The 22,981-nt window shown below is 61.1% G+C and carries 22 protein-coding genes and 1 riboswitch; of the genes, 11 read left to right on the forward strand and 11 right to left on the reverse strand.

From position 1 onward, the window contains the following. The first annotated feature begins 91 nt into the window (after positions 1–91). From HDC32_RS15640 to HDC32_RS15655, 4 genes are all read left to right on the forward strand, one after another. A complete protein-coding gene (locus HDC32_RS15640; RefSeq protein WP_131698387.1) occupies positions 92–1,903 on the forward strand; it encodes a penicillin-binding protein activator in 1,812 nt (603 codons plus the stop codon). Next, positions 1,903–2,274, forward strand: a complete 372-nt coding sequence (locus HDC32_RS15645) for a YraN family protein (protein ID WP_074843924.1) — start codon at positions 1,903–1,905, stop codon at positions 2,272–2,274. Before HDC32_RS15640 ends, HDC32_RS15645 begins: the two co-directional genes overlap by 1 nt. Before the next feature lie 92 nt (positions 2,275–2,366). Beyond that, entirely contained in the window at positions 2,367–2,960 is a 594-nt protein-coding gene (locus tag HDC32_RS15650; RefSeq protein WP_007904374.1) for a phosphoheptose isomerase, read from the forward strand. Continuing rightward, on the forward strand, positions 2,957–3,538 hold the full coding sequence (locus tag HDC32_RS15655) for a BON domain-containing protein (protein WP_027604770.1): 582 nt from the start codon (positions 2,957–2,959) through the stop codon (positions 3,536–3,538). Before HDC32_RS15650 ends, HDC32_RS15655 begins: the two co-directional genes overlap by 4 nt. A 68-nt stretch (positions 3,539–3,606) precedes the next feature. Here the strand turns inward: HDC32_RS15655 and HDC32_RS15660 are convergent, their stop codons facing one another. Together HDC32_RS15660 and HDC32_RS15665 are read right to left on the reverse strand one after the other, a co-directional pair. Next, positions 3,607–4,380, reverse strand: a complete 774-nt coding sequence (locus HDC32_RS15660; RefSeq protein WP_131698388.1) for an OmpA family protein — start codon at positions 4,378–4,380, stop codon at positions 3,607–3,609. Between the two features lie 215 nt (positions 4,381–4,595). Then, a complete protein-coding gene (locus HDC32_RS15665) occupies positions 4,596–5,240 on the reverse strand; it encodes an MBL fold metallo-hydrolase (RefSeq protein WP_145335313.1) in 645 nt (214 codons plus the stop codon). Between the two features lie 144 nt (positions 5,241–5,384). Between HDC32_RS15665 and HDC32_RS15670 the strand changes: the two genes are divergently transcribed. From HDC32_RS15670 to HDC32_RS15685, 4 genes are read left to right on the forward strand one after another with little or no spacing between them, the layout of a single operon-like run. Next, positions 5,385–5,975, forward strand: a complete 591-nt coding sequence (locus tag HDC32_RS15670) for a paraquat-inducible protein A (protein ID WP_131698390.1) — start codon at positions 5,385–5,387, stop codon at positions 5,973–5,975. Next, positions 5,972–6,616 carry a paraquat-inducible protein A gene (locus HDC32_RS15675; RefSeq protein WP_145335315.1) on the forward strand — a complete coding sequence of 215 codons (645 nt, stop codon included), beginning with the start codon at positions 5,972–5,974 and terminating at the stop codon, positions 6,614–6,616. Before HDC32_RS15670 ends, HDC32_RS15675 begins: the two co-directional genes overlap by 4 nt. Then, positions 6,597–8,252: an intermembrane transport protein PqiB gene (locus HDC32_RS15680; RefSeq protein WP_131698392.1), complete on the forward strand. Its 1,656-nt coding sequence runs from the start codon at positions 6,597–6,599 to the stop codon at positions 8,250–8,252. The genes HDC32_RS15675 and HDC32_RS15680 overlap by 20 nt, the downstream gene beginning before the upstream one ends. A 17-nt stretch (positions 8,253–8,269) precedes the next feature. Beyond that, entirely contained in the window at positions 8,270–8,830 is a 561-nt protein-coding gene (locus HDC32_RS15685; RefSeq protein ID WP_131698393.1) for a membrane integrity-associated transporter subunit PqiC, read from the forward strand. A gap of 12 nt (positions 8,831–8,842) precedes the next feature. Here the strand turns inward: HDC32_RS15685 and HDC32_RS15690 are convergent, their stop codons facing one another. The 5 genes from HDC32_RS15690 to HDC32_RS15710 form a co-directional block, all read right to left on the reverse strand. Then, entirely contained in the window at positions 8,843–11,572 is a 2,730-nt protein-coding gene (locus tag HDC32_RS15690; protein WP_184744631.1) for a LuxR C-terminal-related transcriptional regulator, read from the reverse strand. A 242-nt stretch (positions 11,573–11,814) separates the two neighbouring features. After that, positions 11,815–13,179 carry a DUF1329 domain-containing protein gene (locus HDC32_RS15695; protein WP_131698395.1) on the reverse strand — a complete coding sequence of 455 codons (1,365 nt, stop codon included), beginning with the start codon at positions 13,177–13,179 and terminating at the stop codon, positions 11,815–11,817. Positions 13,180–13,208: 29 nt separating this feature from the next. Continuing rightward, complete coding sequence (locus HDC32_RS15700) at positions 13,209–15,083, reverse strand: DUF1302 domain-containing protein (protein WP_131698396.1); 1,875 nt, start codon at positions 15,081–15,083, stop codon at positions 13,209–13,211. 330 nt (positions 15,084–15,413) lie between these two features. After that, complete coding sequence (locus HDC32_RS15705; protein ID WP_131698397.1) at positions 15,414–17,096, reverse strand: fatty acid--CoA ligase; 1,683 nt, start codon at positions 17,094–17,096, stop codon at positions 15,414–15,416. A 131-nt stretch (positions 17,097–17,227) separates the two neighbouring features. Continuing rightward, the gene (locus tag HDC32_RS15710; protein ID WP_131698398.1) at positions 17,228–17,860 is read right to left on the reverse strand and encodes a LysE family translocator; all 633 of its coding nucleotides are present in this window, start codon (positions 17,858–17,860) and stop codon (positions 17,228–17,230) included. 84 nt (positions 17,861–17,944) lie between these two features. Here HDC32_RS15710 and HDC32_RS15715 point away from each other — a divergent pair, with 84 nt between their 5' ends. The 3 genes from HDC32_RS15715 to HDC32_RS15725 all read left to right on the forward strand — a co-directional run bounded on the left by HDC32_RS15715 (position 17,945) and on the right by HDC32_RS15725 (position 20,784). After that, positions 17,945–18,910: a 2-hydroxyacid dehydrogenase gene (locus tag HDC32_RS15715; protein ID WP_184744633.1), complete on the forward strand. Its 966-nt coding sequence runs from the start codon at positions 17,945–17,947 to the stop codon at positions 18,908–18,910. Positions 18,911–18,940: 30 nt separating this feature from the next. Then, positions 18,941–19,939 (forward strand): class I SAM-dependent methyltransferase, encoded by a 999-nt coding sequence (locus HDC32_RS15720; protein WP_184744635.1) that lies wholly within the window; start codon positions 18,941–18,943, stop codon positions 19,937–19,939. Between the two features lie 51 nt (positions 19,940–19,990). Next, positions 19,991–20,110: riboswitch (yybP-ykoY riboswitch) on the forward strand. An 89-nt stretch (positions 20,111–20,199) separates the two neighbouring features. Further along, positions 20,200–20,784, forward strand: coding sequence for a TMEM165/GDT1 family protein (locus tag HDC32_RS15725; RefSeq protein ID WP_092487038.1), 585 nt, complete (start codon positions 20,200–20,202; stop codon positions 20,782–20,784). An 81-nt stretch (positions 20,785–20,865) separates the two neighbouring features. On the opposite strand, the gene HDC32_RS15730 is transcribed toward HDC32_RS15725, so the two are convergent. The 4 genes from HDC32_RS15730 to HDC32_RS15745 form a co-directional block, all read right to left on the reverse strand. Continuing rightward, positions 20,866–21,684, reverse strand: a complete 819-nt coding sequence (locus HDC32_RS15730) for a M48 family metallopeptidase (RefSeq protein WP_131698401.1) — start codon at positions 21,682–21,684, stop codon at positions 20,866–20,868. 150 nt (positions 21,685–21,834) lie between these two features. Then, on the reverse strand, positions 21,835–22,455 hold the full coding sequence (locus HDC32_RS15735) for an SOS response-associated peptidase (protein WP_184744637.1): 621 nt from the start codon (positions 22,453–22,455) through the stop codon (positions 21,835–21,837). Between the two features lie 36 nt (positions 22,456–22,491). Then, entirely contained in the window at positions 22,492–22,752 is a 261-nt protein-coding gene (locus HDC32_RS15740; protein WP_131698403.1) for a putative signal transducing protein, read from the reverse strand. A gap of 11 nt (positions 22,753–22,763) precedes the next feature. Then, a complete protein-coding gene (locus tag HDC32_RS15745) occupies positions 22,764–22,946 on the reverse strand; it encodes a CPXCG motif-containing cysteine-rich protein (RefSeq protein ID WP_027604787.1) in 183 nt (60 codons plus the stop codon). Positions 22,947–22,981 lie beyond the last annotated feature (35 nt).

Consider the following 22,981-nt stretch of genomic DNA (forward strand, 5'->3'; position numbering starts at 1 on the left):
TAAATCAAAGGTTTCACGCCAGTAACATCGCGCCTGGGCCAGTGCTTGGGTACAATTCCACGCTAATTTGATCGGTATCAGGAACACTTACATGATCGCTTGCCTGCGGCTGCTCTCCGCCCTCTGCCTCGCTGCCTTACTGGCCGCTTGCGCCAGCTCGCCCTCGTCCAGCCTTGGCGACCTTCCACGGACCCCGGACGCCAGTATCGAGCAACTGCTCGAACAGGCCACCACCGCCAAGACACCAGAAAAGGCCGCATTGCTGCGCCTGAGTGCGGCAGACATGGCCTACCGCCAGAACAACCCCGGCCGCTCGTCGCAGATTCTTGCGCAAGTGTCCCTGGATGTCCTCAAGCCAGCCGCGCAAGTCTTTGCCAGCACCCTGGCCGCCGAATTGGCCATGACGCGCAACCAGCCCAAGGCCGCGTTGACCGCCTTGAACCATCCGAGCCTGCAAAGCCTGAAGGAGCTGCCGACCGAACAGCAGATCCGCACCGGCACCGTGCACGCCCGCGCTTATGAAGCCGATGGCCAGACCCTGGCCGCTGCTCGCGAGCGCGTTGCCATGGCGTCACTGCTCAGCGGCGATGCCGCCAAAAGCAATCACGACGCCATCTGGACCTTGATTGCCGCACTGCCTGCAGAACAACTGCAAGCCAGCGGCAACCCGACCCTGGACGGCTGGATCACCCTGGCCCAGGCGGTCAAGGGCGCCGGTACGCTCGAGCAACAACAGGCCGCTATCGACACCTGGCGCGCACAGAACCCAGGCCACCCGGCTGCCGTGCAACTGCCAACCCCGCTGACCAAGCTCAAGGAGCTGGCCAGCCAGCCCTTAAACAAGATCGCCCTGCTACTGCCGCAGGAAGGCCCACTGGCCTCCGTCGGCAAGGCGCTGCGCGAAGGCTTCATGGCGGCGCACTACCAGGCTGAACAAGCCGGGCAGAAGCCACCGGCCATCGAGTTCTATGACAGTTCGCGCCTGACCTCCATCGACGACTTCTACGCCAAGGCCCAGGCCGCCGGCGTGCAACTGGTGGTCGGCCCGCTGGAGAAGCCGCTGGTCAAACAACTCAGTGCGCGCCCTCAATTGCCGATCACCACCCTCGCGCTGAACTACAGCGAAACCGACCAGAGCCCACCGCAACTGTTCCAGTTCGGCCTGGCCGCTGAAGACGAAGCCCGCGAAGTGTCGCGCCGCGCCCGTGCCGATGGCCTGCATCGCGCTGCTGCCATGGTGCCCCGTGGCGAATGGGGCGAGCGTGTCTACAAGGCCTTCCGCCAGGATTGGGAAGCCAACGGTGGCACGGTTGTCGGTGTTGAGTATGTCGACCAGCCGGTCGCCCTCGCCCAGCAAATCGCCGACCTGTTCCAACTGCGTAAAAGCGAAGGTCGCGCCAAGAGCCTGCAAAGCACAGTGGGCACAGACGTAGCGGCACAGCCGTCACGTCGCCAGGACATCGAGTTCATCTTCCTGGCCGTTACCCCGCAGTTGGCCCAGCAGATCAAGCCGACCCTGAACTTCCAGTACGCCGGTGATGTGCCGGTGTACGCCACGTCCCATGTGTTCAGCGCCAGCGGCGACAAGAACCAGTACCTGGACATGACCAACGTGATGTTCTGCGAAACCCCTTGGCTGCTCAACACCACCGACCCGCTGCGCAACCAGGTTGCCGCACAATGGCCGCAAGCCAATGGCAGCCTTGGCCGCCTGTATGCGATGGGCGTCGACGCCTACCGCCTGGCACCGCGCCTGGGCCAGTTGAAGGCGCTGCCGGATACACGGGTTGACGGTCTCTCGGGCAACCTGGGCATCAGCACCAACCAGCGCGTCGATCGCCAGATGCCATGGGCGAAGTTCGTCGGTGGCGAGATCCAACGCCTGCCGGACACCCCGCGCTGATGCCGGAGCGGTCCACTGCACAAAGCGGCAAGGATGCCGAACTTCAAGCGCTGAAACACTTGCAACAACAGGGTCTGCGCCTGCTGGCGCAGAACTGGTTGTGTAAACGCGGCGAGCTTGATCTGGTCATGCTTGACGGCGATACAGTAGTATTCGTCGAAGTCCGCTACAGAAAACACGCACAATGGGGTGGCGCGCTCGCCAGTATCGACGGGCGCAAGCGTCAGAAGCTGATACTCGCTGCGCAGTTTTTCCTGCAAAAAGAGCATCGCTGGGCCGACGCCCCCTGCCGTTTCGATGTGGTTGCCATGGAAAGCACACCGTCTGGTCAAGTTGATCTGAACTGGCTGCAAAATGCCTTCGACAGCTGATTCGCCGGACACCTTCATCACACACTTTTGCTCTTTGCTTTGCGGGCTGCACATTTCTGTGCCAAACAGCCGCGCTACTTAAGGTCACACAGATGGACATGCAATCCCGAATTCGCCAGCTTTTCCAGGCCAGCATCGACACCAAGCAACAGGCGATGGACGTACTTGCACCGCACATCGAGCAAGCCAGTCAGGTCATGGTCAATGCCTTGCTCAACGAGGGCAAAATGCTTTCGTGCGGCAACGGCGGTTCGGCCGGCGATGCCCAGCATTTTTCGTCGGAGCTGCTCAACCGCTTCGAGCGTGAGCGCCCGAGCCTGCCGGCCATCGCCTTGACCACCGATTCGTCGACGATCACCTCGATCGCCAACGACTACAGCTACAACGAAATTTTCTCCAAGCAGATCCGCGCCCTGGGCCAACCAGGCGATGTGCTGCTGGCGATTTCCACCAGCGGCAACTCGGCGAATATTATTCAAGCGATCCAGGCCGCACATGATCGCGAAATGATTGTCGTAGCATTGACCGGACGCGACGGTGGCGGCATGGCCTCGCTGCTGCTGCCCGAAGATGTGGAGATTCGCGTCCCGGCCAATGTCACCGCACGTATTCAGGAAGTCCACCTGCTGGCGATCCACTGCCTGTGCGATCTGATCGACAGCCAACTGTTTGGGAGTGAAGAATGACCGTTAACCGCCTCGGCCTTTTGGCCATTACGTTGTGCCTCGGCATCAGCGGCTGCAGCACGGCAATCACTGCGACACGTGACACCCCTATTCAGGATGACAAGGGCACCCGCACCTTCGGTAGCAAGATTGACGACTCGCTGATCGAAACCAAGGTCGAAGTCAACATTGCCAAAGCCGCCACGGACCTGGGCAACGGTGCTTCACGTATCGTCGTGACCAGCTTCAACGGCGTGGTACTGCTCGCAGGCCAAACGCCACGCGCCGACCTCAAGGCCCAGGCCGAACAAGCCGCCTCGGCCGTACAACGAGTCAAGAAGGTCCACAACGAATTGCAGGTGATGGACCCGATCACCCTATTGGCCATCAGCAACGACGCCCTGCTGACTACCAAGATCAAGGCGCAGATGCTGACCGACAACGCGATTCCCGGCTCGCGGATCAAAGTCGTTACCGATAACGGCATCGTCTACCTGATGGGCCTGCTGACCCAGGCGGAAGCCACGCGCGCAGCCAACCTGGTTCAGGGCGTGTCCGGCGTGCAGAAGATCGTGAAGGTGTTCGAATACATCGATTGATGTAAGCGGCAGCTATAAAAAAGGGCGCCATGCATTCACTGCATGGCGCCCTTTTTAGTGAGCAGCGTTTATTGGTACTGCTGGTACGGGTTGCCCTGGAACTGGTTGTTCTGCTGCGGCACTTGTTGCTGCGCGCCAGGTTGGCCGTACTGCTGGCCCGGGATCGGACCGAGGTTCACTTCTACCCGACGGTTCTGGGCACGGCCATTGACGTCGGCGTTGCTGGCAATCGGGTTATCCGGGCCGGCACCGCGTGCGCTGAGGTTCGCACCGTTGACGCCTTGGGAAGTCAGGTAGTTGGCCACGCTCTGGGCACGGCGCTGGGACAGGTCCATATTCAGTTGGCGGCTGCCGGTGCTATCGGTGTAACCCACGATCTGGATGGTGTTCTGGTTGAACTGCTTGAGGGAGTTGGCCAAGTTGTTCAGCGGCTGGTAAAAGCTGCTGGAGATCGCGTCCGAGTTGGTGGCGAAGGTGATGTTACCCGGCATGATCAGCTTGATCTGGTCGCCCTGGCGCTGAACTTCAACCCCGGTATTGGCCATGCTTTCGCGCAGTTTCTTTTCCTGCTGGTCGGCGTAGTAGCCATAGCCCGCGGCGCCGGCACCCGCAACCACTGCACCAATGAGCGCGCCCTTGCCACGGTTGTTATGGTCGATGGCAGCCCCCGCCAATGCACCGGCCAGGGCACCCAGGCCACCATACTTGGCGGTCTTGCTCATACCGCTGGATTCATTATTCGCCTGTCCCTGGCTGCTGCCGTCATAAGGATTAGGTGAAGCGCAGCCGGACAACAAGGCTACGGCGGTAGCGACAACAAGCAGACGACGCGGAGTGAACATGAAGGGAGCTCCTACTTTTTGCATTCTGTGGTGCAAAGGACATTGGCAATGGACCCGTGCCGAGTTTGGAACGCGACAAACGGTAAAAATTCCGTGTACACGCCCCGACCTGTAACAAAACGTTCGGGACTTGCGTTGCTACAGAAACCGTAGCAGACACATGCTGAACGCGGCCTGTGTTTTTGCTACAGCGGATTGCCGTTTGAACCATTGCTTCACGCCCGCACAAACGGGTTCTCACGCATCTCGTCACCCAGGCGCGTGTCCGGGCCATGCCCGGTCACCACCGTCGCGCCCTCATCCAGCGTGTAGAGCCGTTGCTTGATCGAACGCACGATCGTCGCCTGGTCCCCGCCCCACAAATCCGTACGCCCTACCCCGCGCCGAAACAGCGTGTCCCCGGCAATCAGCAGTTGGGCATCGGCAAACCAGAAGCTCATCGAGCCTGGCGTATGCCCCGGTGTATGCAGCGCCACACCGCACCCACAGGCCAACTCTTCATCATCGGCCAGCCAGCGATCCGGCGACGGCACCGGAGTGTAGGGCACACCAAACATCTGGCACTGCATCTCCAGGTTGTCCCAGAGAAACTGGTCTTCCTTGTGCAGGTGCAGGGTGGCACCGGTCTTCTCCTTCAATTGCCCCGAGGCCAGGAAGTGATCGAGATGGGCATGGGTGTGGATGATGCTCACCACTTTCAGGCCCAGTGCATCGAGACGTGCCAGGATCAATTCATGATTGCCACCCGGGTCGACCACGATGGCCTTTTTGGTGATGGGGTCGCCAATGATCGTGCAGTTGCACTGCAACGGGCCGACCGGAAAGGTTTCGCGGATCAACGCGGCTTTTTCAATGTTCATCGGTGCTCCTGCGGGCTCTATGGCATATTCCGCACAGTATGGTTGACGAGGTGCCAGACCTGAAGAGCAGCGACTGCTAAGCTTGCCCACACCATCGAAAAACAACCCAGCCCCCCGCCACTGTGCCGCGTTGGAGCGATCTCCATGGCGAATCAACTGATCATCTGCGAGCACTGCGACTGTGTTTACGAAAAAGTCACGCTCGCCAGACATCAAAAAGCCCACTGCATACGGTGCGCTGGCGTACTCCAGCGCTACAACGGCCTGTCGGTGCAACAGCGCCTCGCCCTGACGCTGACGGCTGCGGTGCTGTGGACTTTCGCCAATTTCTATCCCGTGATGAGTATCAGCCTGCAAGGCCTGAAAAGCAGCGCCACGTTATGGGATTCGGTAGTAGCGCTGAGCCTGGGGCCGATCACCTTTATCGCGCTGGTGGCGGCCATTTCCATCATCATCGCGCCCGTGTTCCAGTTGCTGCTATTGACGTGGGTCTTGAGTTTCGCCCTCGCGGGCAAGCGCTCACCGGCGTTCCGGCTGTGCATGCGTTGGCTGGAGGCGCTCCGGCCCTGGAGCATGCTGGAGGTGTGCCTGCTCGGGGCAATGGTGGCGGTGTTCAAGCTGGCCGGCATGCTTGATGTGATACCCGGCACCGGCCTGTTTGCCCTGGCCGTGCTCAGCCTGTTGCTGATCCGCATTGCCGGACGTGATGTGCGCGACCTATGGGACACCGTATGAACACACCACCGACGGCCAGTGAGCTCGATCTGTGCCTCTGTCACAGCTGCGGATTGTCCTGCGACATGCGCGCCGGGCCGACCGAATGCGAACGCTGCGGTGCGCCCTTGCACCGGCGCAAGGTCAGTTCCCTGACACGCACCTGGGCCTACATGCTCACCGCGCTGGCGTTCTATGTGCCGGCCAACCTCCTGCCGGTGATGAACACCACCATGCTCGGCTCAGGGGCGGACAGCACCATCATGAGCGGGGTCCTGGAGTTCTGGCAGCATGGCGCGTGGGACATTGCGCTGATTATTTTCATCGCCAGCATCGCTGTGCCCGGCATCAAGTTTGTGTCCCTGACCCTGCTGCTGGTCACCGTGCAGCGCAATAGCCTTTGGGCACGCAAGGAACGTTCGAAGCTGTTCCGCTTCGTCGAACTGATTGGTTACTGGTCCATGCTGGATGTCATCGTGGTTGCGCTGGTGGCCGCACTGGTGAAGTTCCAGGCCCTGGGCACCATCGAGCCGCGCCTGGGCATCCTGTTTTTCGGCCTGGTGGTGGTGTTTACCATGCTGGCCGCCATGAGCTTCGATCCGAGGCTGATCTGGGAAAACCCGCACAACAAGGAGACCTCGGATGACGTCACATCCCACTGACACCCCCCAAGCCCCAGGGTCACCTGCGATCAAGACACGGCGCTTCAGCGTTTCGCTGGTGTGGATCGTGCCGATCGTCGCGGTGCTGGTGGGGATTTCGCTGGTGGTACACAGCGTCCTCCAGCAGGGCCCGACCATCACCCTCAATTTCAAGACCGGCAGCGGTTTGACCGCGAATAAAACCGAGGTCAAGTACCGCAACGTGGTGATCGGCCAAGTGACCGACGTCGCCTTGAGTGACGACCAGAAAAGCGTCAACGCCACCGTTCAACTGGCCAAGCAGGCCGAAAGCTTCACCCGCGCCGACTCGCAGTTCTGGGTGGTGCGCCCGCGTATCGGCGCCGGCGGTGTATCCGGCATCGACACCCTGCTCTCCGGCGACTACATCGGTGCCGACATAGGCCAATCGGAGACACGTGCCAAGCAGTTCAAAGGCCTGGAAAACCCGCCGCCCATCACCTACGGCGAACCGGGCAAGCGTTTCACGCTGCACACGCAGACCCTTGGTTCGCTGGATATCGGCTCACCGGTGTACTACCGCAAAATCGAGGTCGGCCAGGTGGTGGCCTACGAGCTGGATGCCGAAGGCAAGGGTGTCAATGTCGAGGTGTTCGTGCATGCGCCCAATGATGCCTATGTCACCGAAAACACGCGTTTCTGGAATGCCAGCGGGGTTGACCTGAGCGTGGGCGCCAATGGCTTTGCGCTGAAGACCGAATCGCTCTCGTCCATGCTGGTCGGTGGCATCGCCTTTCGGGCGCCGCCGTACAGCCCGAACGACAAACCGGCCGACGAAGCACGTACCTTTGAGCTCTTCGACGATCAAGACAGCGCCCTCGCCCCACCCAGCGGCGAGGGCCAATACATGGTCCTGCGATTCGACCAGGCTTTGCGCGGGCTCAAGGTCGGTGCGCCAGTGGAATTCCTCGGTGTCGAGTTTGGCAAAGTGGTGTCGATCAACCTGGACTTCGATGCCAATAAACGCAGCTTCCCACTCAACGTCGGCATCGTGATCTATCCACAGTTGCTCGGGCAGGCCCACACCAAGCTGCTCAAGGTCATGAACCATAATCCCAACGACGAGGCCGCCGGCGTACGGCTGATCGGTTCGTTCATCGAAAATGGCCTGCGCGCCCAGGCGCGCAGTGGCAACTTGCTGACCGGCCAGTTATACATCGCGCTGGACTTCTACCCGAAAGCCGAGAAGGTCAAATTTGACCCCAGCCTGCGCCCAGTCAGCATTCCAACCATTCCCGGCAACCTGGAGCAGTTGCAGGAAAAACTCGAGAGCATCGTCAACAAGATCAACCAACTGCCGATCGAACGCATTGCCGGCAACCTCGACAGCAACCTGGTCGAGCTGCGCAAAGGCCTGACCCAATTCAACGCCAAAACCCTGCCCGGCGTTCAGAACACCCTGGCTGACGTGAGCAAGACGCTGCAATCGGCCAGCTCGACCCTGGCCGAGGATTCACCGCAGCGCGAGCAGCTGACCCAGACCCTGGATGAACTGGGCCGTATGTCGCGCTCGCTGCGCGAACTGTCGGACTACCTGGGCCGTCACCCGGAATCGCTGATACGCGGTCGCCCCGACAACGCCGCGCCCCTGGACCTGCAAGGACCTCCGCGCAAATGACCCCTGGAGCAAGCGCCATGACGTTTCCGTTGAAAATCACCTTGATCGGCATGTTCATGTTGCTGGCGGCGTGCAGCAGTACTCCGATTACCTTTCATACGCTGACCCCGGCGCACTGGAATACGGCCACTGGAGCCGACGCAGGCACCCTCCGGATTGAAAGCATCACCGTTCCACCCCAGGTCGACCGACCGCAGATTGTGATCCGCCAGGGCGACAGTGGCGTGGCGATCCTGGAAACCCAGTGGTGGGCCGCGAGCCTCGCGGATGAGTTGAGGAGTGCGCTGGTGGACCAACTGGCCAACAGCAAACCTCGGCAATCGATGTTGCTGCGTCTTGAAGTACAGCGCTTTGACTCCGTACCCGGCCAGTACGCGCTGCTCGACGTCAAATGGCGCCTACGCCCGGCCGGCGGCACCGAGCGCCCGCCGCTGACCTGCCGGACCACATTGCAGTCGCCCGCCGGGCCGAGCATCGATGACGTGGTGCTCGCCCATCAAAACAATATCAAGCGCTTTGCCGCTCAGGTCAGGCAGGCGGTCGACAGGTCAGCCGGCCAGTGCCCGACGGCACCGTAAACCGCCCAGCACTTACGCCAGCAAGCCCATCGCCTTGGCTCGCGCCACGGCCTGGGTGCGCCGCTCCACCCCAAGTTTGCTGTTGATGTGGCTGGCGTGGGTCTTGACGGTGTGCAGGGAGATAAACAGCTGGTTGCTGATCTCCTGGTTAGAGCAGCCTTGGGCGATCAGTTGCAAGACCGCCAGCTCGCGCGTGCTCAGGGTTTCGTGGCTGGTCGTGACCTCGGGCGTCACAACCGCCGGGAGAAGTGCGAGCAGCCTCTGGTGCAGCGGACCTTGCGGGTCTTTGCCCAATTGCTCGCGCATCCAGTCCGGATACCCGTCCAACAAGCGTTGGAACGGCTGTAACGCGCCCCCGGCGCCCGCCTCAAACGCCTGGGCCAGCACCGGCCGCGCCCTGGCTTCCTGACCGCACTCGAGCAGCAACTGGGCCTGCTGGGTCAGCGCCATCAGAGCAATCATCTGGCGCCCGCTGTTGCGGGCCTGTTGCGCCAATTCTTCAAGCCGCTCCAGCGCCGCCTGGGGCTGATGGCGCACGGCATCGAGGGCGGCTTGTTGCAGCCCGATATGTTGCGGCAGGTGCGGGTGGAATTCCGGTGCAGCGGCGGCTTTTTCGCCGTTGTAGGTCTGGCCCAGCCGCGTCAGCCAGGCATCCGCCAGGTCGGTGCGGCCTTGGGCCAGCCACAGTTCGCATTTGATCAGGGTAATCATCGCCAGGTAGTAGATCGGCGGCACATCCCAGATATGCATCAAACGCTCGGCTTCGGCGAGTTCGGCGAAGGCTCTGGGAAAGTCATGGCGCCGCCCTTCGAAGCTGGCGATCACGCAATGGCCGATCAGCACGCTGATATCGCGACAGGCCCGCGCCTCGGCCACGCCCGCGCGCAGGTGGGCGATGCCGGCTTCGGACTGGTTACGCACCAACAGCAAGTAGCCTTCGTAGAGCGACAGCCGCGCACGCACCGCATACAGTCGCTGCGGTGCCAGGCCGTGCAGGCGCTGCTGGCCCTGGCGCACCTCATCGAGGGCGCGCAGGATTTCGCCACGGGCCTGTAGTACCCGTGCACGGTCGTAATGGGCCAGGGCTTCGAACAATGGGTTGCCGACGCGCTGCGCCAGTTCCAGGGATTCACGGTTCAGACCACGGGCACGCCACAAATCGCCATCAGCGATGGCCAGGTTGGACAGGGTCGACAGGCACACCAGGCGCTGGCCGTAACGCCGTTGCGGCAGGCTTTCCAACGCCTCGCTGCAATAGCGCTGAGTCAACTCACGCTCACCTCGGCCGCGGGCGATAATCCCGCTCAGCGCCAGCCACTGGGCCAGCATCGAGCGCTGTGCAGTGGCCGAGGGCGCCGGCAGGAAGCGACTGAGGTACGCGGATAACTCCTCCGCCGCATCCAACTGGCAGGCCAACCCCAATGCCCAGCTGTACAGCACAATCAGACGCGGCGTGCTGATCAGCAGGCTGTCGGGCAAGTCCATTTTCCAGCGCAGCAACATGCCGACATTCTGCTCGGCCAGCAGTTGTTCTTCGGACAGGTTCTGCACCAGGTTGGCCGCCACGTCGAGGTGCCCGGCGCGCAATGCTTGCTCCACCGCCTCGTCGATCAAGCCCTGGGCGTTGAACCAACGGCACGCGCGCAGGTGCAGGCTGGCGGCCGGCAATACATTGCTGCTCGCGCGGCGGGTGCGCAGCAGGTCGGAGAACAAATGGTGATAACGGTACCAATGCCCCTGTTCGTCCAAGGGCACCAGGAACACCTGGTGGGCTTGCAGGTAACGCAGGATCTCGGCGCTGTCATGAGCTTCGCGCACGGCATCGCACAACTCGCTGCAAAAACGGTCCTGGGGCGCGGTGTCGAACAGGAACGCTTGCACTTCGGGCGGCAGGCAGTCGATCACTTCTTCCAGCAGGTAGTCGCGGATCAGCCCTTCCCCACCGTGCAGGCTTTGCGGCAGGGCGTCCTCGTTGCCGGCTTCGGAGGCCGCCAGCAACCAAAAGCGCAGGCCGGCCACCCAGCCTTCGCTGCGGCGGATGAGGTTGTCGAGGGCTTCACCACTCAAGGAATTGCTGTGGCGATCCAGCAAGGCCTGGGATTCGGCATGGGTCAGGCGCAGGTCTTGCTCGTGCAACTCCAGCAAATGCCGTGACAACCGCAAGCGCGCCAGATGCCAGTCCGGGCGCTGGCGGCTGGTGACCAGCAGCACCAGGCCATCGGGCAAATGGTTGAGGAAAAATTGCAGGCAACGGTCCAGCACCGGTCCCTGGGCCAGATGGTAGTCATCCAGCACCAGCAATAAAGGCGCACAGGTGGACAGGTGCACGGTCAGCTCATCGAGCAGACCATCGAGCCATTCTTCAAATGCAAAGGGTTGGTGCCGCTGGCGCATTTTCAGCAGGCCCAGGGATTGGGTGCCGAGTGCCGGGAAGTAGTGCTGCAACCCTTCGAGCAGACGCTCAAGAAAACGCCCGGGCTCGTTGTCCCGGGGGCTCAGGCCCAGCCACAGGCTTTGCCAGTGAGCCGGCAGGCCCTGGCAGAACTCCACCGCCAACGAACTCTTGCCGAACCCAGCCGGTGCGCTGACCAGCAGCAACCGCCCTTCCAGGCCGGCGCTCAGCCGTTCACACAGCCGCGGGCGCAGCACGTAGCCGTCGGGTAGAGGAGGCCTGTAGAAGCGGCCTTCCAGGGTCGGGATTACCGCACTGGCGGGCCCTTGGATTCGGGACAGATCAGTCATCGCCGGGCTCTTGTAGAAGGCTGTTGTCGGCATTGCAGATGACCGCAGACTAGCGGTAAAAGCGGCGAGTTTGTAGATCTTTGCAACATTTGCCTGAAAAAGAACTGAGACAAGAAATATCGCCACAAACAAAAAGTGGGAGGGGGCTTGCTCCCGATAGAGGCGGATCAGTCAATGCATGCGCTGACTGTCACATCGCTATCGGGGGTAAGCCCCCTCCCACATTGAGGCGCTAGTGGAATTTAGCGAACACCTTCCTGGCGCAGGGCCGCTGGGGTGAAGTCGCTGGTGGTGGCGGTGAAGCCGAAGTCATAGGCCTGTTTCTCTTCGTTCTTCATGCCCAGTGCCAGGTAACGGCCGGACTGCAGGTCGTAGAGGGTTTCGAGGGCGTACCACGGTACTTGCTTGTCGTAGTAGTTCTCGGCATGGGCCTCGGCAACGCGCCACAGTTGGCCACGGCCGTCGTAGTGGTCGATCACTGCGGCTTGCCAGGTGTCTTCGTCGATGTAAAAGTCACGCTTGGCATAGATATGGCGCTGGCCTTCCTTCAAGGTGGCGACCACGTGCCAGACACGGCGCAGCTCGTAGCGTGTCAGGTCCTGGTTGATGTGGCCGGCCTTGATGATGTCGGCGTACTTGAGCTTCGGATCGTCGATCTTGTAGCTGTTGGAGGCGATGTAGATTTCCTTCTTGCCTTCCAGTTTCCAGTCGTAGCGGTCCGGCGCACCGTTGTACATGTCGAGGTTGTCGGAGGTCCGCAGGCCATCGGCGGCGGTACCCGGCCCGTCATAGGACACTTGCGGTGCCCGGCGCACACGGCGCTGGCCGGCGTTGTAGACCCACGCCGAACGCGGCTCCTTCACCTGGTCCAGGGTTTCGTGCACCAGCAGCACACCACCGGCCAGACGTGCCGGCGCGGTCACTTGCTGCTTGAAGTAGAACAGGATGTTGCCTGGGTTTTTCGGGTCGAAGTCCTTCATCTTGTCGCGGAACACGAACTGGTCGCGGAAGTACACCAAGCTGTAGGAACCGTTGGTTTGCGGCGTGGCCTGGGTCACCAGACGAGTCACGCTGCCCCCGCGATAACGGGTGATGTGGTTCCAGATCACTTCCACACCGCTTTTCGGGATAGGGAACGGTATGGCGGTTTCGAAGTTCTCCAGGCCGTTGCCGCCAGACACCAGGTTGGTGGTGGTGGCGTTCTTCTTGATGGATGCGAACACATCGGCCGGCACGGTAGCGCCGCGATGAGTTGGGTAGACCGGCATCTTGAAGGTTTCCGGGTAACGCTTGAACATCGCGTACTGCCCCGGTGCCAGCTTGTCTTTGTACTGCTCGACGTTCTGCGCGGTGATGGTGAACTGCGGCTGCTCACTGGCGTAAGGGTTGGCGAGGAAACCTTTGGCATCCACGGCGCCGGCGTTGGTCGGCATCGGCGACCATTTCGGGATGGTGCCGGCGGCGTTACCGGCCATTTCCGCACCCATCGGTGTCAGGGTCGTGCCCAGCTTGGCGGCTTCATCCGCCGACACTGCCGCCATGACATTGCTCGCCAGGATCGACAGTCCAAGCACACCCACGTGCAACAGACTTTTGGTTATTTTCATGTTCTGGTCTTCCTGAAAATACAGTGTGCTTAGAAGTTCGCGCCGAAGCTCAGGGCGACGAAGTCGCGGTCACTCGAGGTATTGAAGTCGCCCCCAAAGAAGTTGGTATAGGCAAGGCTCGCTGTGTAGGTGTTCTGATACTCAGCATCCAACCCCAGGCTCACCGCTTTGCGACCCTCTTCAAAGTTGCCACCAGGACCTGGCGAATAACCGCTCACGTCATGGGACCACGCCACGTTGGGTTTGAGATTCACACCGGCAAAGACATCCGGGTATTCCCAGATTGCGCGGCCACGGTAGCCCCAGGAAGTGGAGGTGGTGAAGCCATCATTGTTGCAGTTAGCCGTACGGTTGCTGGCATCGGCACCAGGACCGGCACCGGTGATCGTGCCGGAGTTAAGCGTTGCACAGAGAGCACCTTGTCCAGGGCCGTACACAGGGTCACGCCCGTAACGCGCTTTGTCGCGGCTTTCCAAGCCCCCCACATGCGTCACGCCCACTTCGCCGACCAGCGTAAGACGACTGGCACCCATGACCTGATCGAAAAAGTGCGTGAAGGTTGTCTGGAACTGAGTGATTTCCTTACGGCGATAGCCGTTCAGGTCCGTGTCGGCAGCACCCTTGAGCGGAGAAGCAGCGCCCAGACCAATCAGCGGCGTGACGCCCGCGTAGAGGATGTCAGTGGTATTGAGTTGCACCGGAGCGTTTGGTCGGTAGCTGAGTTCTCCGCTCCATGCCGTGCCGGTAGGTAACGTCGTGGAGAAGCTCAAGCCATAAAGGCGGATATCCTCTGGGTACTCGACAAAGTAGCTGGAGTTACCCGCGACAATGAGCGGACGCAGGCCCACCGCCGGCGTAGGTGTCAGAGAGTTGGCCGCTGCATAAGTCGCAGCCGACGCCCCCCGCGCACTGAAAATCGGAGCCCGGCTGTGATAGTTCATGAAGTAGGCGCCGAACTCGGTGTCCAGCGGTTCGTAGTTATAGTGAAACGCCACGCCGAATTGACCACTGTCGCGCGCATCACGATCAGGCCCACGCTTGACCAGCACGCCCTCTTCGTTAACGTTGACCCCAAAGTTGTTCAGCAGCGGTAACGCGCCAGGCTGAGTCGCGAGGAACGAACGTTTGCTGAGCAGTCGGAGGTTGTCCGTACAGCCATCGGAAATAACATCAGGCTGAGAGAAGAACGTCCCGCAGTTATCCGTAACGGTCTGGTCCCATTCCAACTGATAAAACGCTTCTGCCGACAAGTTATCGGTCAGGGTTTGCGACACATAGAACATGTTGACCGGAATCAAGCCTTCCTTGATTTCGGCACCCGGACGACGGAATGCGGACACGTCGATCGGGTTGACGGAGTTGATGCCGCCGCCGATGAAGGTGCTTTCACCCCAGCTCACTACCTGCTTACCGAACCGCACGTTGCCGGGCTGATCGGCAATGGAATAGTTGTGGTAGATAAACGCATCAAGAATCTGCCCACCAGAAGACTTGGCGCCCTCTTTGCGGTTGTTATCGCTGATGTCCTTGAACTCACGGCTTTCATCCTTGAGTTCGAAGTCATACCAGTACTTGCCGCGCACAAACACACCGGTATCGCCGTACTTCAGTTCCAGATCGTGGATACCCTTGAATATCTTCGAAAACGTTTCCCCACGCTTGAAGTTCAAGTGGCCGTCATCGGAGGTCTGGGACAATCCCTTGCCACCATTGTTGACGCCAATGAGGTCACGGTTGGGCTTGGCTGTCGACCAGCTCGCCCCCACAGACAGCGACGAGTCAAAACTCCCTTCGATTTCACCGATATTGAAACTGACGCCGAATGCGGGCCCGGCGAGCGTAGAGGCGAGACTGACGGCCAGGGGCAGTCTTGCCCGGCGCCAGAACTGGTTTACTGAGGTCATCGACGCTACTCCATGTGCATTATTGTTATGGCAGTGAGTTCTTTCTGTGATGCTTGTAACGGCCGGAATACAACGATTCCAATGCCGCCTGGCAACTGAACCTCCATGGCCCGAAGCGACGCATCCTTGAAAAACTCTGGGTGGGACTATAGCCAGCAGGGGGTACCGCTTGATCCCTCTAAAGTGTGATTTGCATCACCAACCCGTCTGCCACAGTCCTTTCGCCATGTCGGCGAAGGCCGACGCGGCAAGGATGGCTGAAAATTGGCAAATCACAAGTGAAGGCGCGAGATAGAGCATCGCCGTGCCACGAGGGCACGGCAAATCAGCTCAGAGGGTGGACAGGAAGGTGCTGTTGTTGGCCTGCCATTCAATGATGTCAACGCGGATACGTTTTTTGTCGAGCTTGCCGACACTGGTCTTGGGAATTTCCGTAACAACGGCAATCTGGCTCGGAATCGCCCACTTGCTCAAATGGCCCAATTCGACAAAAGGCTTGAGATGTTCCTTGAGCTCGCGAGCCCCAATCTCATGGCCATCACGCACCACCAACAACGCAAACGGGCGCTCGCCCCACTGCGGGTCGGCGATGCCCACCACCGCTACTTCGCGTACCGCCGGGTGACGGCTTACCAAGTCTTCGAGGGCCAGGGAGGAGATCCACTCGCCGCCGGTCTTGATCACATCCTTGATGCGGTCGCGAATATCGATCACGCCAAATGCATCGAGGGTGGCCACGTCGCCCGTGTGCATCCAGCCGCCCGCCCACAGCTCGGCGCCCTTCTGCGGCTCGTTGTAATAACCCTCGGTCAGCCACGGCGCGCGCAGGACCAACTCGCCCTGGGACTCGCCGTCGGCGGGCAGAAAGTTACCCTCAGCGTCCATGATCGCCGCCTCCACCAATGGCCCAGGCACACCGGCCTTGATGCGGTAGGTGATGCGCTCGTCCTCGGTGCCGGCCATCAGTTCTTCGTTGAGGTGGGCGCAGGACACCAGCGGACCGGTCTCGGACATGCCGTACGCGGCGGTCAGTTGAATCCCACGGGCCTTTGCCGCCTCATACAGCGTACGGTTGAGGGCGCTGCCACCGATGACGATTTTCCAACCGCCAAAATCCACGCCTTGGGCGGCCTTGGCGTTGAGCACCATTTGCAGGATGGTCGGCACGCAGTGGGAGAAGGTGACCTTCTCCTTGCGCCACAGCTCCACCAGGTATTCCGGGTCGTAGCGGCCGGGGTAGACCTGTTTCAGGCCGAGCATGGTCGCCACATACGGCAGGCCCCAGGCATGCACGTGGAACATCGGCGTGATCGGCATGTACACGTCGTTGGTGCCCAGCAGGCGCACGCTGTCGACGCTGCCCATGATGGTCGCCACGCCGATGGTGTGCAGCACCAACTGGCGATGAGTGAAGTACACGCCCTTGGGGTTACCGGTGGTGCCGGTGGTGTAGAAGGTGGTGGCGACGGAGTGTTCGTCGAAGTCCTGGAAGTCGTACTTCGGGCTGGCGGCAGCCAACAGGGTTTCATACTCACCCACCAGGTTGGGCAGCTCGGCGGTCTTGGCTTCGCCGTCAGTGAGCAGCAGGGTCTTATCGACGGTGGTGAGCTGCCCGGCAATGGCCTGGTAGAGCCCCACGAACTCGCTGTTGACCAGTACGAAGCGGTCCTCGGCGTGGTTCATGGTGTAGAGAATCTGTTCCGGCGACAGGCGCACGTTGATGGTGTGGATTACCGCGCCGATCATCGGGATGGCGAACATGCATTCCAGGTAACGATGACTGTCCCAATCCATCACCGCCACCGTGTCACCGGCCTTGACTCCGGCTTCGGTGAGCACGTTAGCCAAGCGCGCGACCCGCTCGATCAAGGTCGGGTAGGTGTAGCGCAGCTTGTCGCGGTAGACGATTTCCCGGGTCTTCTCGTAACGGGTACCGGACATCAACAGGCGCTTGATCAACAGCGGGTATTGATACGCACCTTCGGCGGGCGGAATAACACGGGTCTGCAACATACGAATCCCTTTTATGACTGCACGGTCTTGGCTTGAAGACCTGCACTGTAGAGAGGTTATGTTTCAGCTAAATCAGCCAAAGGAATGATTTGCAGACCGCCGCAAATGCTAGCTTTGCGCCAGCATCCGCCCTATTTCACGCTGGTAAACGCCAACTTCACCCCAATCGCAATCAACACCGCTCCCATGGTCCGATCAAACCAATGCCCCATCCGCGCAAAACCCGCGCGCACGCGTTGCTGGCTGAACAGCATGGCCACCAGGCAGAACCACAACGCCGTCGCCACCGCCAGGTACACGCCGTAACCGGCCTGGATCGCCAGCGGCGTGTGCGGGTTGATCACCACGGTGAACAGCGACAGGAAGAACAACGTCGCCTTGGGGTTCAGGCCGTTGGTGACGAAGCCTGCGGTAAACGCGCCACGCGGGGTACGCTCGCCCGCTTCGCGGTGCAACTCGCCCTCGGCGGCAGGCTTGGCTGGTTTGGCGCGCAGGGCCTTGAAGCCGATGTACAGCAGGTAGGCGGCCGCCGCCCATTTCAGTGCGTTGAACAACACGATGGACTGGGACACGATCAGGCCGATGCCGAGCAACGAATAGCCCACGTGCAGGAAAATCGCCGAGCCCACGCCCAACGCAGTCCAGGTTCCGGCGCGGCGGCCGTGGGTCACACTCTCGCGCACTACCACCGCGAAATCCGGGCCGGGGCTGGCCACCGCCAGCAAGTGAATCAGGGCTACGGTCAAAAACTCGGCGGCGTACATACTCACTCCATTAAGTAACGGATTATTTCATCTGATAGGCTCGGCAGATTACGCCTTCGAACCCTGTCGCAAAAGGTACAGTTGATGACGAACAATCGCCGCGCCGTCTTCCTTGATCACCCCTCCCTGGATCTGGGCGACCTCGACCTCAGCGAGTTGCGGGACAGTTTCAGCGACTTGCAGCTGTTGACGGGCACCACGCCGCAGAATGTGGTCGAGCGCCTGCAAGGCGCGCAGGTGGCGATCAGTAACAAAATCCCACTCAATCGCGAAACCCTGGCGGCCTGCCCGGAACTCAAGTTGATCTTGGTTTCGGCCACCGGCACCAACAACATTGACCTGGAAGCCGCCCGCGCCCATGGCATCACCGTGAGCAACTGCCAGGGCTACGGCACACCGTCGGTGGCGCAGCACACGATCATGCTGTTGCTCCACCTGGCGACGCGGCTGAAGGACTATCAGCGGGATGTGACTGCCGGCAAATGGCAGGAGGCCAAGCAGTTCTGCCTGCTGGACCACCCGATTGTCGAGCTGGAAGGCAAGACCCTCGGCCTGCTGGGCCATGGCGAGTTGGGCAGTGCCGTGGCGCGCCTGGCCGAAGCCTTCGGGATGCGCGTGCTACTCGGCGCGATTCCCGGGCGCCCTGCCCGTGCCGACCGCGTGCCGCTGGATGAATTGCTGGCGCAGGTGGACGCACTCACCTTGCACTGCCCGCTCAATGAACACACCCGTGACTTCATCGGCGCCCGTGAATTGGCGCTGCTCAAGCCCGGCGCGTTTATCGTCAACACCGCCCGTGGTGGTTTGATCAACGAACAAGCCCTGGTCGATGCCTTGCGCAGCGGCCACCTGGGCGGCGCAGCGACCGATGTGCTGAGTGTTGAGCCTCCGGTCAATGGCAACCCGTTGCTGGCCGGCGATATTCCTCGATTGATCGTCACGCCCCACAATGCCTGGGGCAGCCGTGAAGCGCGCCAGCGTATCGTCGGCCAACTGGCAGAAAACGCCCGGGGCTTTTTCAGCGGCGCCCCGCTGCGCGTCGTCAGTTGATAAACTGCGCCCCTTTTCAAGGAGCAGACCATGGATCCGCGCAGTGAAGTACTGCTTCGTCAGGCCGAACTTTTTCAAGGCAACCTGCTGCTGGTGGGCTTGCCCGCCGATGACCTGCTGGGTCGGCTGCCCAACGCCCACGGCTGGTGCTGGCATGCCGGCGACCAGGCGGCGCTCGAAGCACGCTTCCCGGAGCGCAGCCAATTCGGCGTGAACGTGCCCGAGCGTGGGTTTGATGCAGCGGTGATCTTCCTGCCCAAATCCAAGGAGCTCACCGACTACCTGCTCAACGCCGTGGCCGCACGCCTGCCCGGCGCCGAGCTGTTCCTGGTGGGGGAGAAAAAAGGCGGTATCGAAAGTGCCGCCAAACAGATGATTCCCTTCGGCAAACCACGCAAGCTCGACAGCGCGCGGCATTGCCAGCTGTGGCAAATCACCGTGGCCAACGCGCCGCAAGCGGTCGAGCTGGAGAGCCTGGCGCAGGTGTTTGAGGTGCCCCTGGCGGAGGGACCGCTGAAGGTGGTGAGCCTGCCGGGCGTGTTCAGCCACGGCCGTCTGGATCGCGGCACCGAGTTATTGCTGGAGCACTTGGACAAACTGCCGAGCGGCCATTTGCTCGACTTCGGTTGCGGCGCTGGTGTACTGGGGGCGGCGGTCAAACGTCGCTACCCGCACAATACCGTGACGATGCTGGATGTGGATGCTTTCGCCGCCGCCAGCAGCCGCTTGACCCTGGCCGCCAACGGCCTGGAAGCGGAGGTATTGACCGGTGACGGCATCGACGCCGCGCCGATGGGGTTGAATGCAATCTTGAGCAACCCACCGTTCCATGTCGGCGTGCACACCGACTATTTCGCCACAGAGAACCTGCTGCGAAAAGCGGCGAAACATCTGGCAAAAGGTGGCGAACTTCGCCTGGTTGCCAACAGTTTCCTTAAGTACCAGCCGTTGATCGAGGAGCACCTGGGCGTGTGTGCAGTCAAGGCCGAGGGCAATGGTTTTCGCATCTACCGCGCCAAGCGAGGCTGATGGCTATTTGAAAAAGAAGGCTTGCCGAATGGATTTTGCCTAGGCAGAATCCGCTCCGTCCTAGGGGAGTAGTCTCCCACGAGCGCCACGCTCGTCCGGCATACGTCAACATACTTGGTCAACAGGCCATGGCGTATGCGACCCAGGAGTCCGCACAGACGGACCGGGGTTTGACAAGACCTATGACACGCACACCTTACCCGGGGCGGGAAGGCTGTACGTGTCATAGCCGTGTCGACCCGCCCCTGGAAGCCTACCTGATGCTGGATTCATTACTCGTTCCTACCGCAATCGTTGCCTTGGCCGAAATCGGCGACAAGACGCAACTGCTCGCGCTCATCCTTGCCGCACGCTTTCGCAAGCCCTGGCCGATCATCGCCGGCATCGTTGCCGCGACCCTGGCCAACCATGCGGCGGCCGGTGCCGTGGGGGCCTGGTTCGGAAGTTTCTTCTCGGATGCGGTATTGCACTGGATTCTCGCGGCCAGCTTCTGCGCCACCGCGCTGTGGACCCTGGTGCCAGATAAACTCGACGATGACGAAGCCAGCACCTCCCGCAAGTTCGGGCCGTTCCTGACCACACTGATTGCATTCTTCCTGGCGGAAATCGGGGACAAGACCCAGATCGCCACGGTGATGCTGGCGGCGCAATATCCGGAGCTGTGGCTGGTAATTATCGGCACCACCCTGGGCATGCTGATTGCCAACGTACCGGTGGTTCTGGCGGGGAATTTTGCGGCGGAGAAACTGCCGCTGACGTTGATTCGTCGACTGGCGGCTACGGCGTTTTTTGTCCTGGCCATCGTGGCGGTGTACAAGGCCATGCAGAGCAGTGGCTGGATCTAGCTGCAAGCTTCAAGCCTCAAGTTGCAGGAAGAAGCAGTGCTTTTTCTTGCAGCTTGAAGCTTGCTACTTGTAGTTGAAGTCTTAGGACTTCTTGGCCTTCTGGTAGAGCGGCATCACCTTCGGAATCGCCGCCTGCAACGAGGCGATCCGGCTGTCGGAGGCCGGGTGAGTGCTCATGAATTCAGGCGGCGCGCCTTCCGAAGCCTTGGCCATCTTGTTCCACAGCGTGATGGCCGCGTTCGGGTTGTAGCCGGCGCGAGCCGCCAGTTCCAGACCGATCAGGTCCGCTTCGTTTTCATTGCTGCGGCTGTTGGGCAAGGTCATGCCGTAGTTGGCCACGGTATCGGCCAGCGCCAGGCTGTCCTGGCCCAGGCCGAACAGCGCACCGGCGCCCTGCTTGGCCATCTCGATGCCGTAGGCCTTGGACATGGCTTCGCGGCCGTGCTCACGCAAGGCGTGGGCGATTTCATGGCCCATCACCGCAGCCAGTTCATCATCGGTGAGCTTGAGGTTGTCGATCAACGCGCTGTACACGAAAATCTTGCCGCCAGGCCCGCAGTTGGCGTTCATCTCATCGCTCTTGATCAGGTTCACTTCCCACTTCCACTGCGCCGCATCCGGGCGGAAGGTGGGCGCCTGGGCGATCAGGCGATTGGCGATCGCCTGCACGCGCTTGGCATTGGCGCTGGTCTTGTCCAGTTGGCCTTTGCTACTGGCCTCGCCCAGGGTCTGCTGGTAGGACTGGGCGTACATCTGGTCGACTTCCTGGCTCGACAGCATACTGAACATATATTGCTTGCGCTCAACCCCGACGGCGCCGCCGCTGGTGGTGTTGACCGACTGACACCCGGCCAGCAGCATCGCCGCAGCCAATACACTTACCGCCAATGATTTCTTCATCAATACACTCTCCCTGAAAAGACGCCCTGAAAACATGGCGCGTATCGTAGGCGCTCATTTGTATCGGCGCCAGATACACCAGACGCGTAACCGATGAATTTCGGATACATCTCACACATCCGACAATTCAGCGAGCAATCGGCCTCAGGCTCAGGCCGGGGTCAGGCACTCCGGCCCGTTGAGCTTGGGATCATTGACCATGTTGGCCAGGACCCGCTCGCGCAACGCGACCGGCTCACTGGCCAACAAGCCTTGCAACACATGCAAGGGCGTCTCGGGATCGAGCCAGGCGGCCTGCCCCGCCGCATCCAGAATCAACGGCCGGCGCTGACTCTGGGCGGCCTGGGTCACCACTGCCGTGCTCAGCCACACCTGCTCCTGCACCGGGTATGCCTCCCAGATCGCGGCAAAAAACAAGGTGGAGCCCTCCCCCGGCGTCAGCCAGTACGGGCGTTTGCGCTGGGTGCCGCGCCATTCATAGAAACCGTTGGCCGGCAGCAGGCAACGGCGCTGGCGAAACGCTTCGCGAAACATCGGTTGTTCGGCCAGGGTTTCGGCACGGGCATGGGCCGGCGTGCGGGAAAGGTCCGTCAGCCAGGGCGGCGTCAGGCCCCAGCGCGCCCGGGCCAGGGTGCGCTGGCCTTCGTTCTGGCGCTGGATCAGCACCGAATCATTCGGGGAGATGTTCCACTGGGCCTGCTGGTCGGCCGGGAAGCCAGGCAAGGCAGCAAAGGTAGGGCTCCAGCGAAACAGGGCATAACGTCCACACATGGGGTAACACGACTCTTGGGTAAACCGACCGACAGCCTAACAGACCAATACGTCGGGGAAGCTGTCGGGTTCATCGCCGGGCAGGGGTTGCGCGCCGATATAGGCGGTAATCAGCTCGCGGGCTTCAGCCGCCCGGTCGTTAGCCACTTCCAGCCCCAGCAGGCCAAAGATCGGCAACTCCCCCGTACCGCCGAGCAAATGGCGCCCTACCAGGTGCGCCTCGATGCCCTCGCTGGCAAGCATTTGTTGCAACAGCTCGCCTTCCATCAGGTTTTCCGGTTCGTAGATTCGCTGCATGGGCGTACCTGTTATTCGTTTTCACTGCGGGTTTCGAGCATCCACTCTTCACCATGGACCTGTAGGTTGAAAATAATCGGTCGGCAACACACCTGACAGTCTTCTATGTACGTCTGATCACCGCCGGATAGATCCACCGCGGTCTCTACCGCTTCACCACAATAAGGACAATCGTACAGCGCAGTTTCCAGCATCGCAGTCTCCCAAGTGACTTGTGCGTATAATCGCC

This window comes from Pseudomonas sp. JAI120, assembly GCF_014207255.1.
Lineage (GTDB): Bacteria > Pseudomonadota > Gammaproteobacteria > Pseudomonadales > Pseudomonadaceae > Aquipseudomonas.

What these genes read in the sequence shown, in the direction of transcription:
- HDC32_RS15705 (WP_131698397.1), bottom strand. Translation starts at nt 17,096, where the DNA reads ATGTTGCAGACCCGTGTTATTCCGCCCGCCGAAGGTGCGTATCAATAC.
- HDC32_RS15640 (WP_131698387.1), top strand. Translation starts at nt 92, where the DNA reads ATGATCGCTTGCCTGCGGCTGCTCTCCGCCCTCTGCCTCGCTGCCTTA.
- HDC32_RS15695 (WP_131698395.1), bottom strand. Translation starts at nt 13,179, where the DNA reads ATGAAAATAACCAAAAGTCTGTTGCACGTGGGTGTGCTTGGACTGTCG.
- HDC32_RS15700 (WP_131698396.1), bottom strand. Translation starts at nt 15,083, where the DNA reads ATGACCTCAGTAAACCAGTTCTGGCGCCGGGCAAGACTGCCCCTGGCC.
- HDC32_RS15740 (WP_131698403.1), bottom strand. Translation starts at nt 22,752, where the DNA reads ATGCAGCGAATCTACGAACCGGAAAACCTGATGGAAGGCGAGCTGTTG.
- HDC32_RS15675 (WP_145335315.1), top strand. Translation starts at nt 5,972, where the DNA reads ATGAACACACCACCGACGGCCAGTGAGCTCGATCTGTGCCTCTGTCAC.
- HDC32_RS15650 (WP_007904374.1), top strand. Translation starts at nt 2,367, where the DNA reads ATGGACATGCAATCCCGAATTCGCCAGCTTTTCCAGGCCAGCATCGAC.
- HDC32_RS15665 (WP_145335313.1), bottom strand. Translation starts at nt 5,240, where the DNA reads ATGAACATTGAAAAAGCCGCGTTGATCCGCGAAACCTTTCCGGTCGGC.
- HDC32_RS15730 (WP_131698401.1), bottom strand. Translation starts at nt 21,684, where the DNA reads ATGAAGAAATCATTGGCGGTAAGTGTATTGGCTGCGGCGATGCTGCTG.
- HDC32_RS15690 (WP_184744631.1), bottom strand. Translation starts at nt 11,572, where the DNA reads ATGACTGATCTGTCCCGAATCCAAGGGCCCGCCAGTGCGGTAATCCCG.
- HDC32_RS15745 (WP_027604787.1), bottom strand. Translation starts at nt 22,946, where the DNA reads ATGCTGGAAACTGCGCTGTACGATTGTCCTTATTGTGGTGAAGCGGTA.
- HDC32_RS15735 (WP_184744637.1), bottom strand. Translation starts at nt 22,455, where the DNA reads ATGTGTGGACGTTATGCCCTGTTTCGCTGGAGCCCTACCTTTGCTGCC.
- HDC32_RS15710 (WP_131698398.1), bottom strand. Translation starts at nt 17,860, where the DNA reads ATGTACGCCGCCGAGTTTTTGACCGTAGCCCTGATTCACTTGCTGGCG.
- HDC32_RS15660 (WP_131698388.1), bottom strand. Translation starts at nt 4,380, where the DNA reads ATGTTCACTCCGCGTCGTCTGCTTGTTGTCGCTACCGCCGTAGCCTTG.
- HDC32_RS15715 (WP_184744633.1), top strand. Translation starts at nt 17,945, where the DNA reads ATGACGAACAATCGCCGCGCCGTCTTCCTTGATCACCCCTCCCTGGAT.
- HDC32_RS15685 (WP_131698393.1), top strand. Translation starts at nt 8,270, where the DNA reads ATGACGTTTCCGTTGAAAATCACCTTGATCGGCATGTTCATGTTGCTG.
- HDC32_RS15655 (WP_027604770.1), top strand. Translation starts at nt 2,957, where the DNA reads ATGACCGTTAACCGCCTCGGCCTTTTGGCCATTACGTTGTGCCTCGGC.
- HDC32_RS15680 (WP_131698392.1), top strand. Translation starts at nt 6,597, where the DNA reads ATGACGTCACATCCCACTGACACCCCCCAAGCCCCAGGGTCACCTGCG.
- HDC32_RS15720 (WP_184744635.1), top strand. Translation starts at nt 18,941, where the DNA reads ATGGATCCGCGCAGTGAAGTACTGCTTCGTCAGGCCGAACTTTTTCAA.
- HDC32_RS15725 (WP_092487038.1), top strand. Translation starts at nt 20,200, where the DNA reads ATGCTGGATTCATTACTCGTTCCTACCGCAATCGTTGCCTTGGCCGAA.
- HDC32_RS15645 (WP_074843924.1), top strand. Translation starts at nt 1,903, where the DNA reads ATGCCGGAGCGGTCCACTGCACAAAGCGGCAAGGATGCCGAACTTCAA.
- HDC32_RS15670 (WP_131698390.1), top strand. Translation starts at nt 5,385, where the DNA reads ATGGCGAATCAACTGATCATCTGCGAGCACTGCGACTGTGTTTACGAA.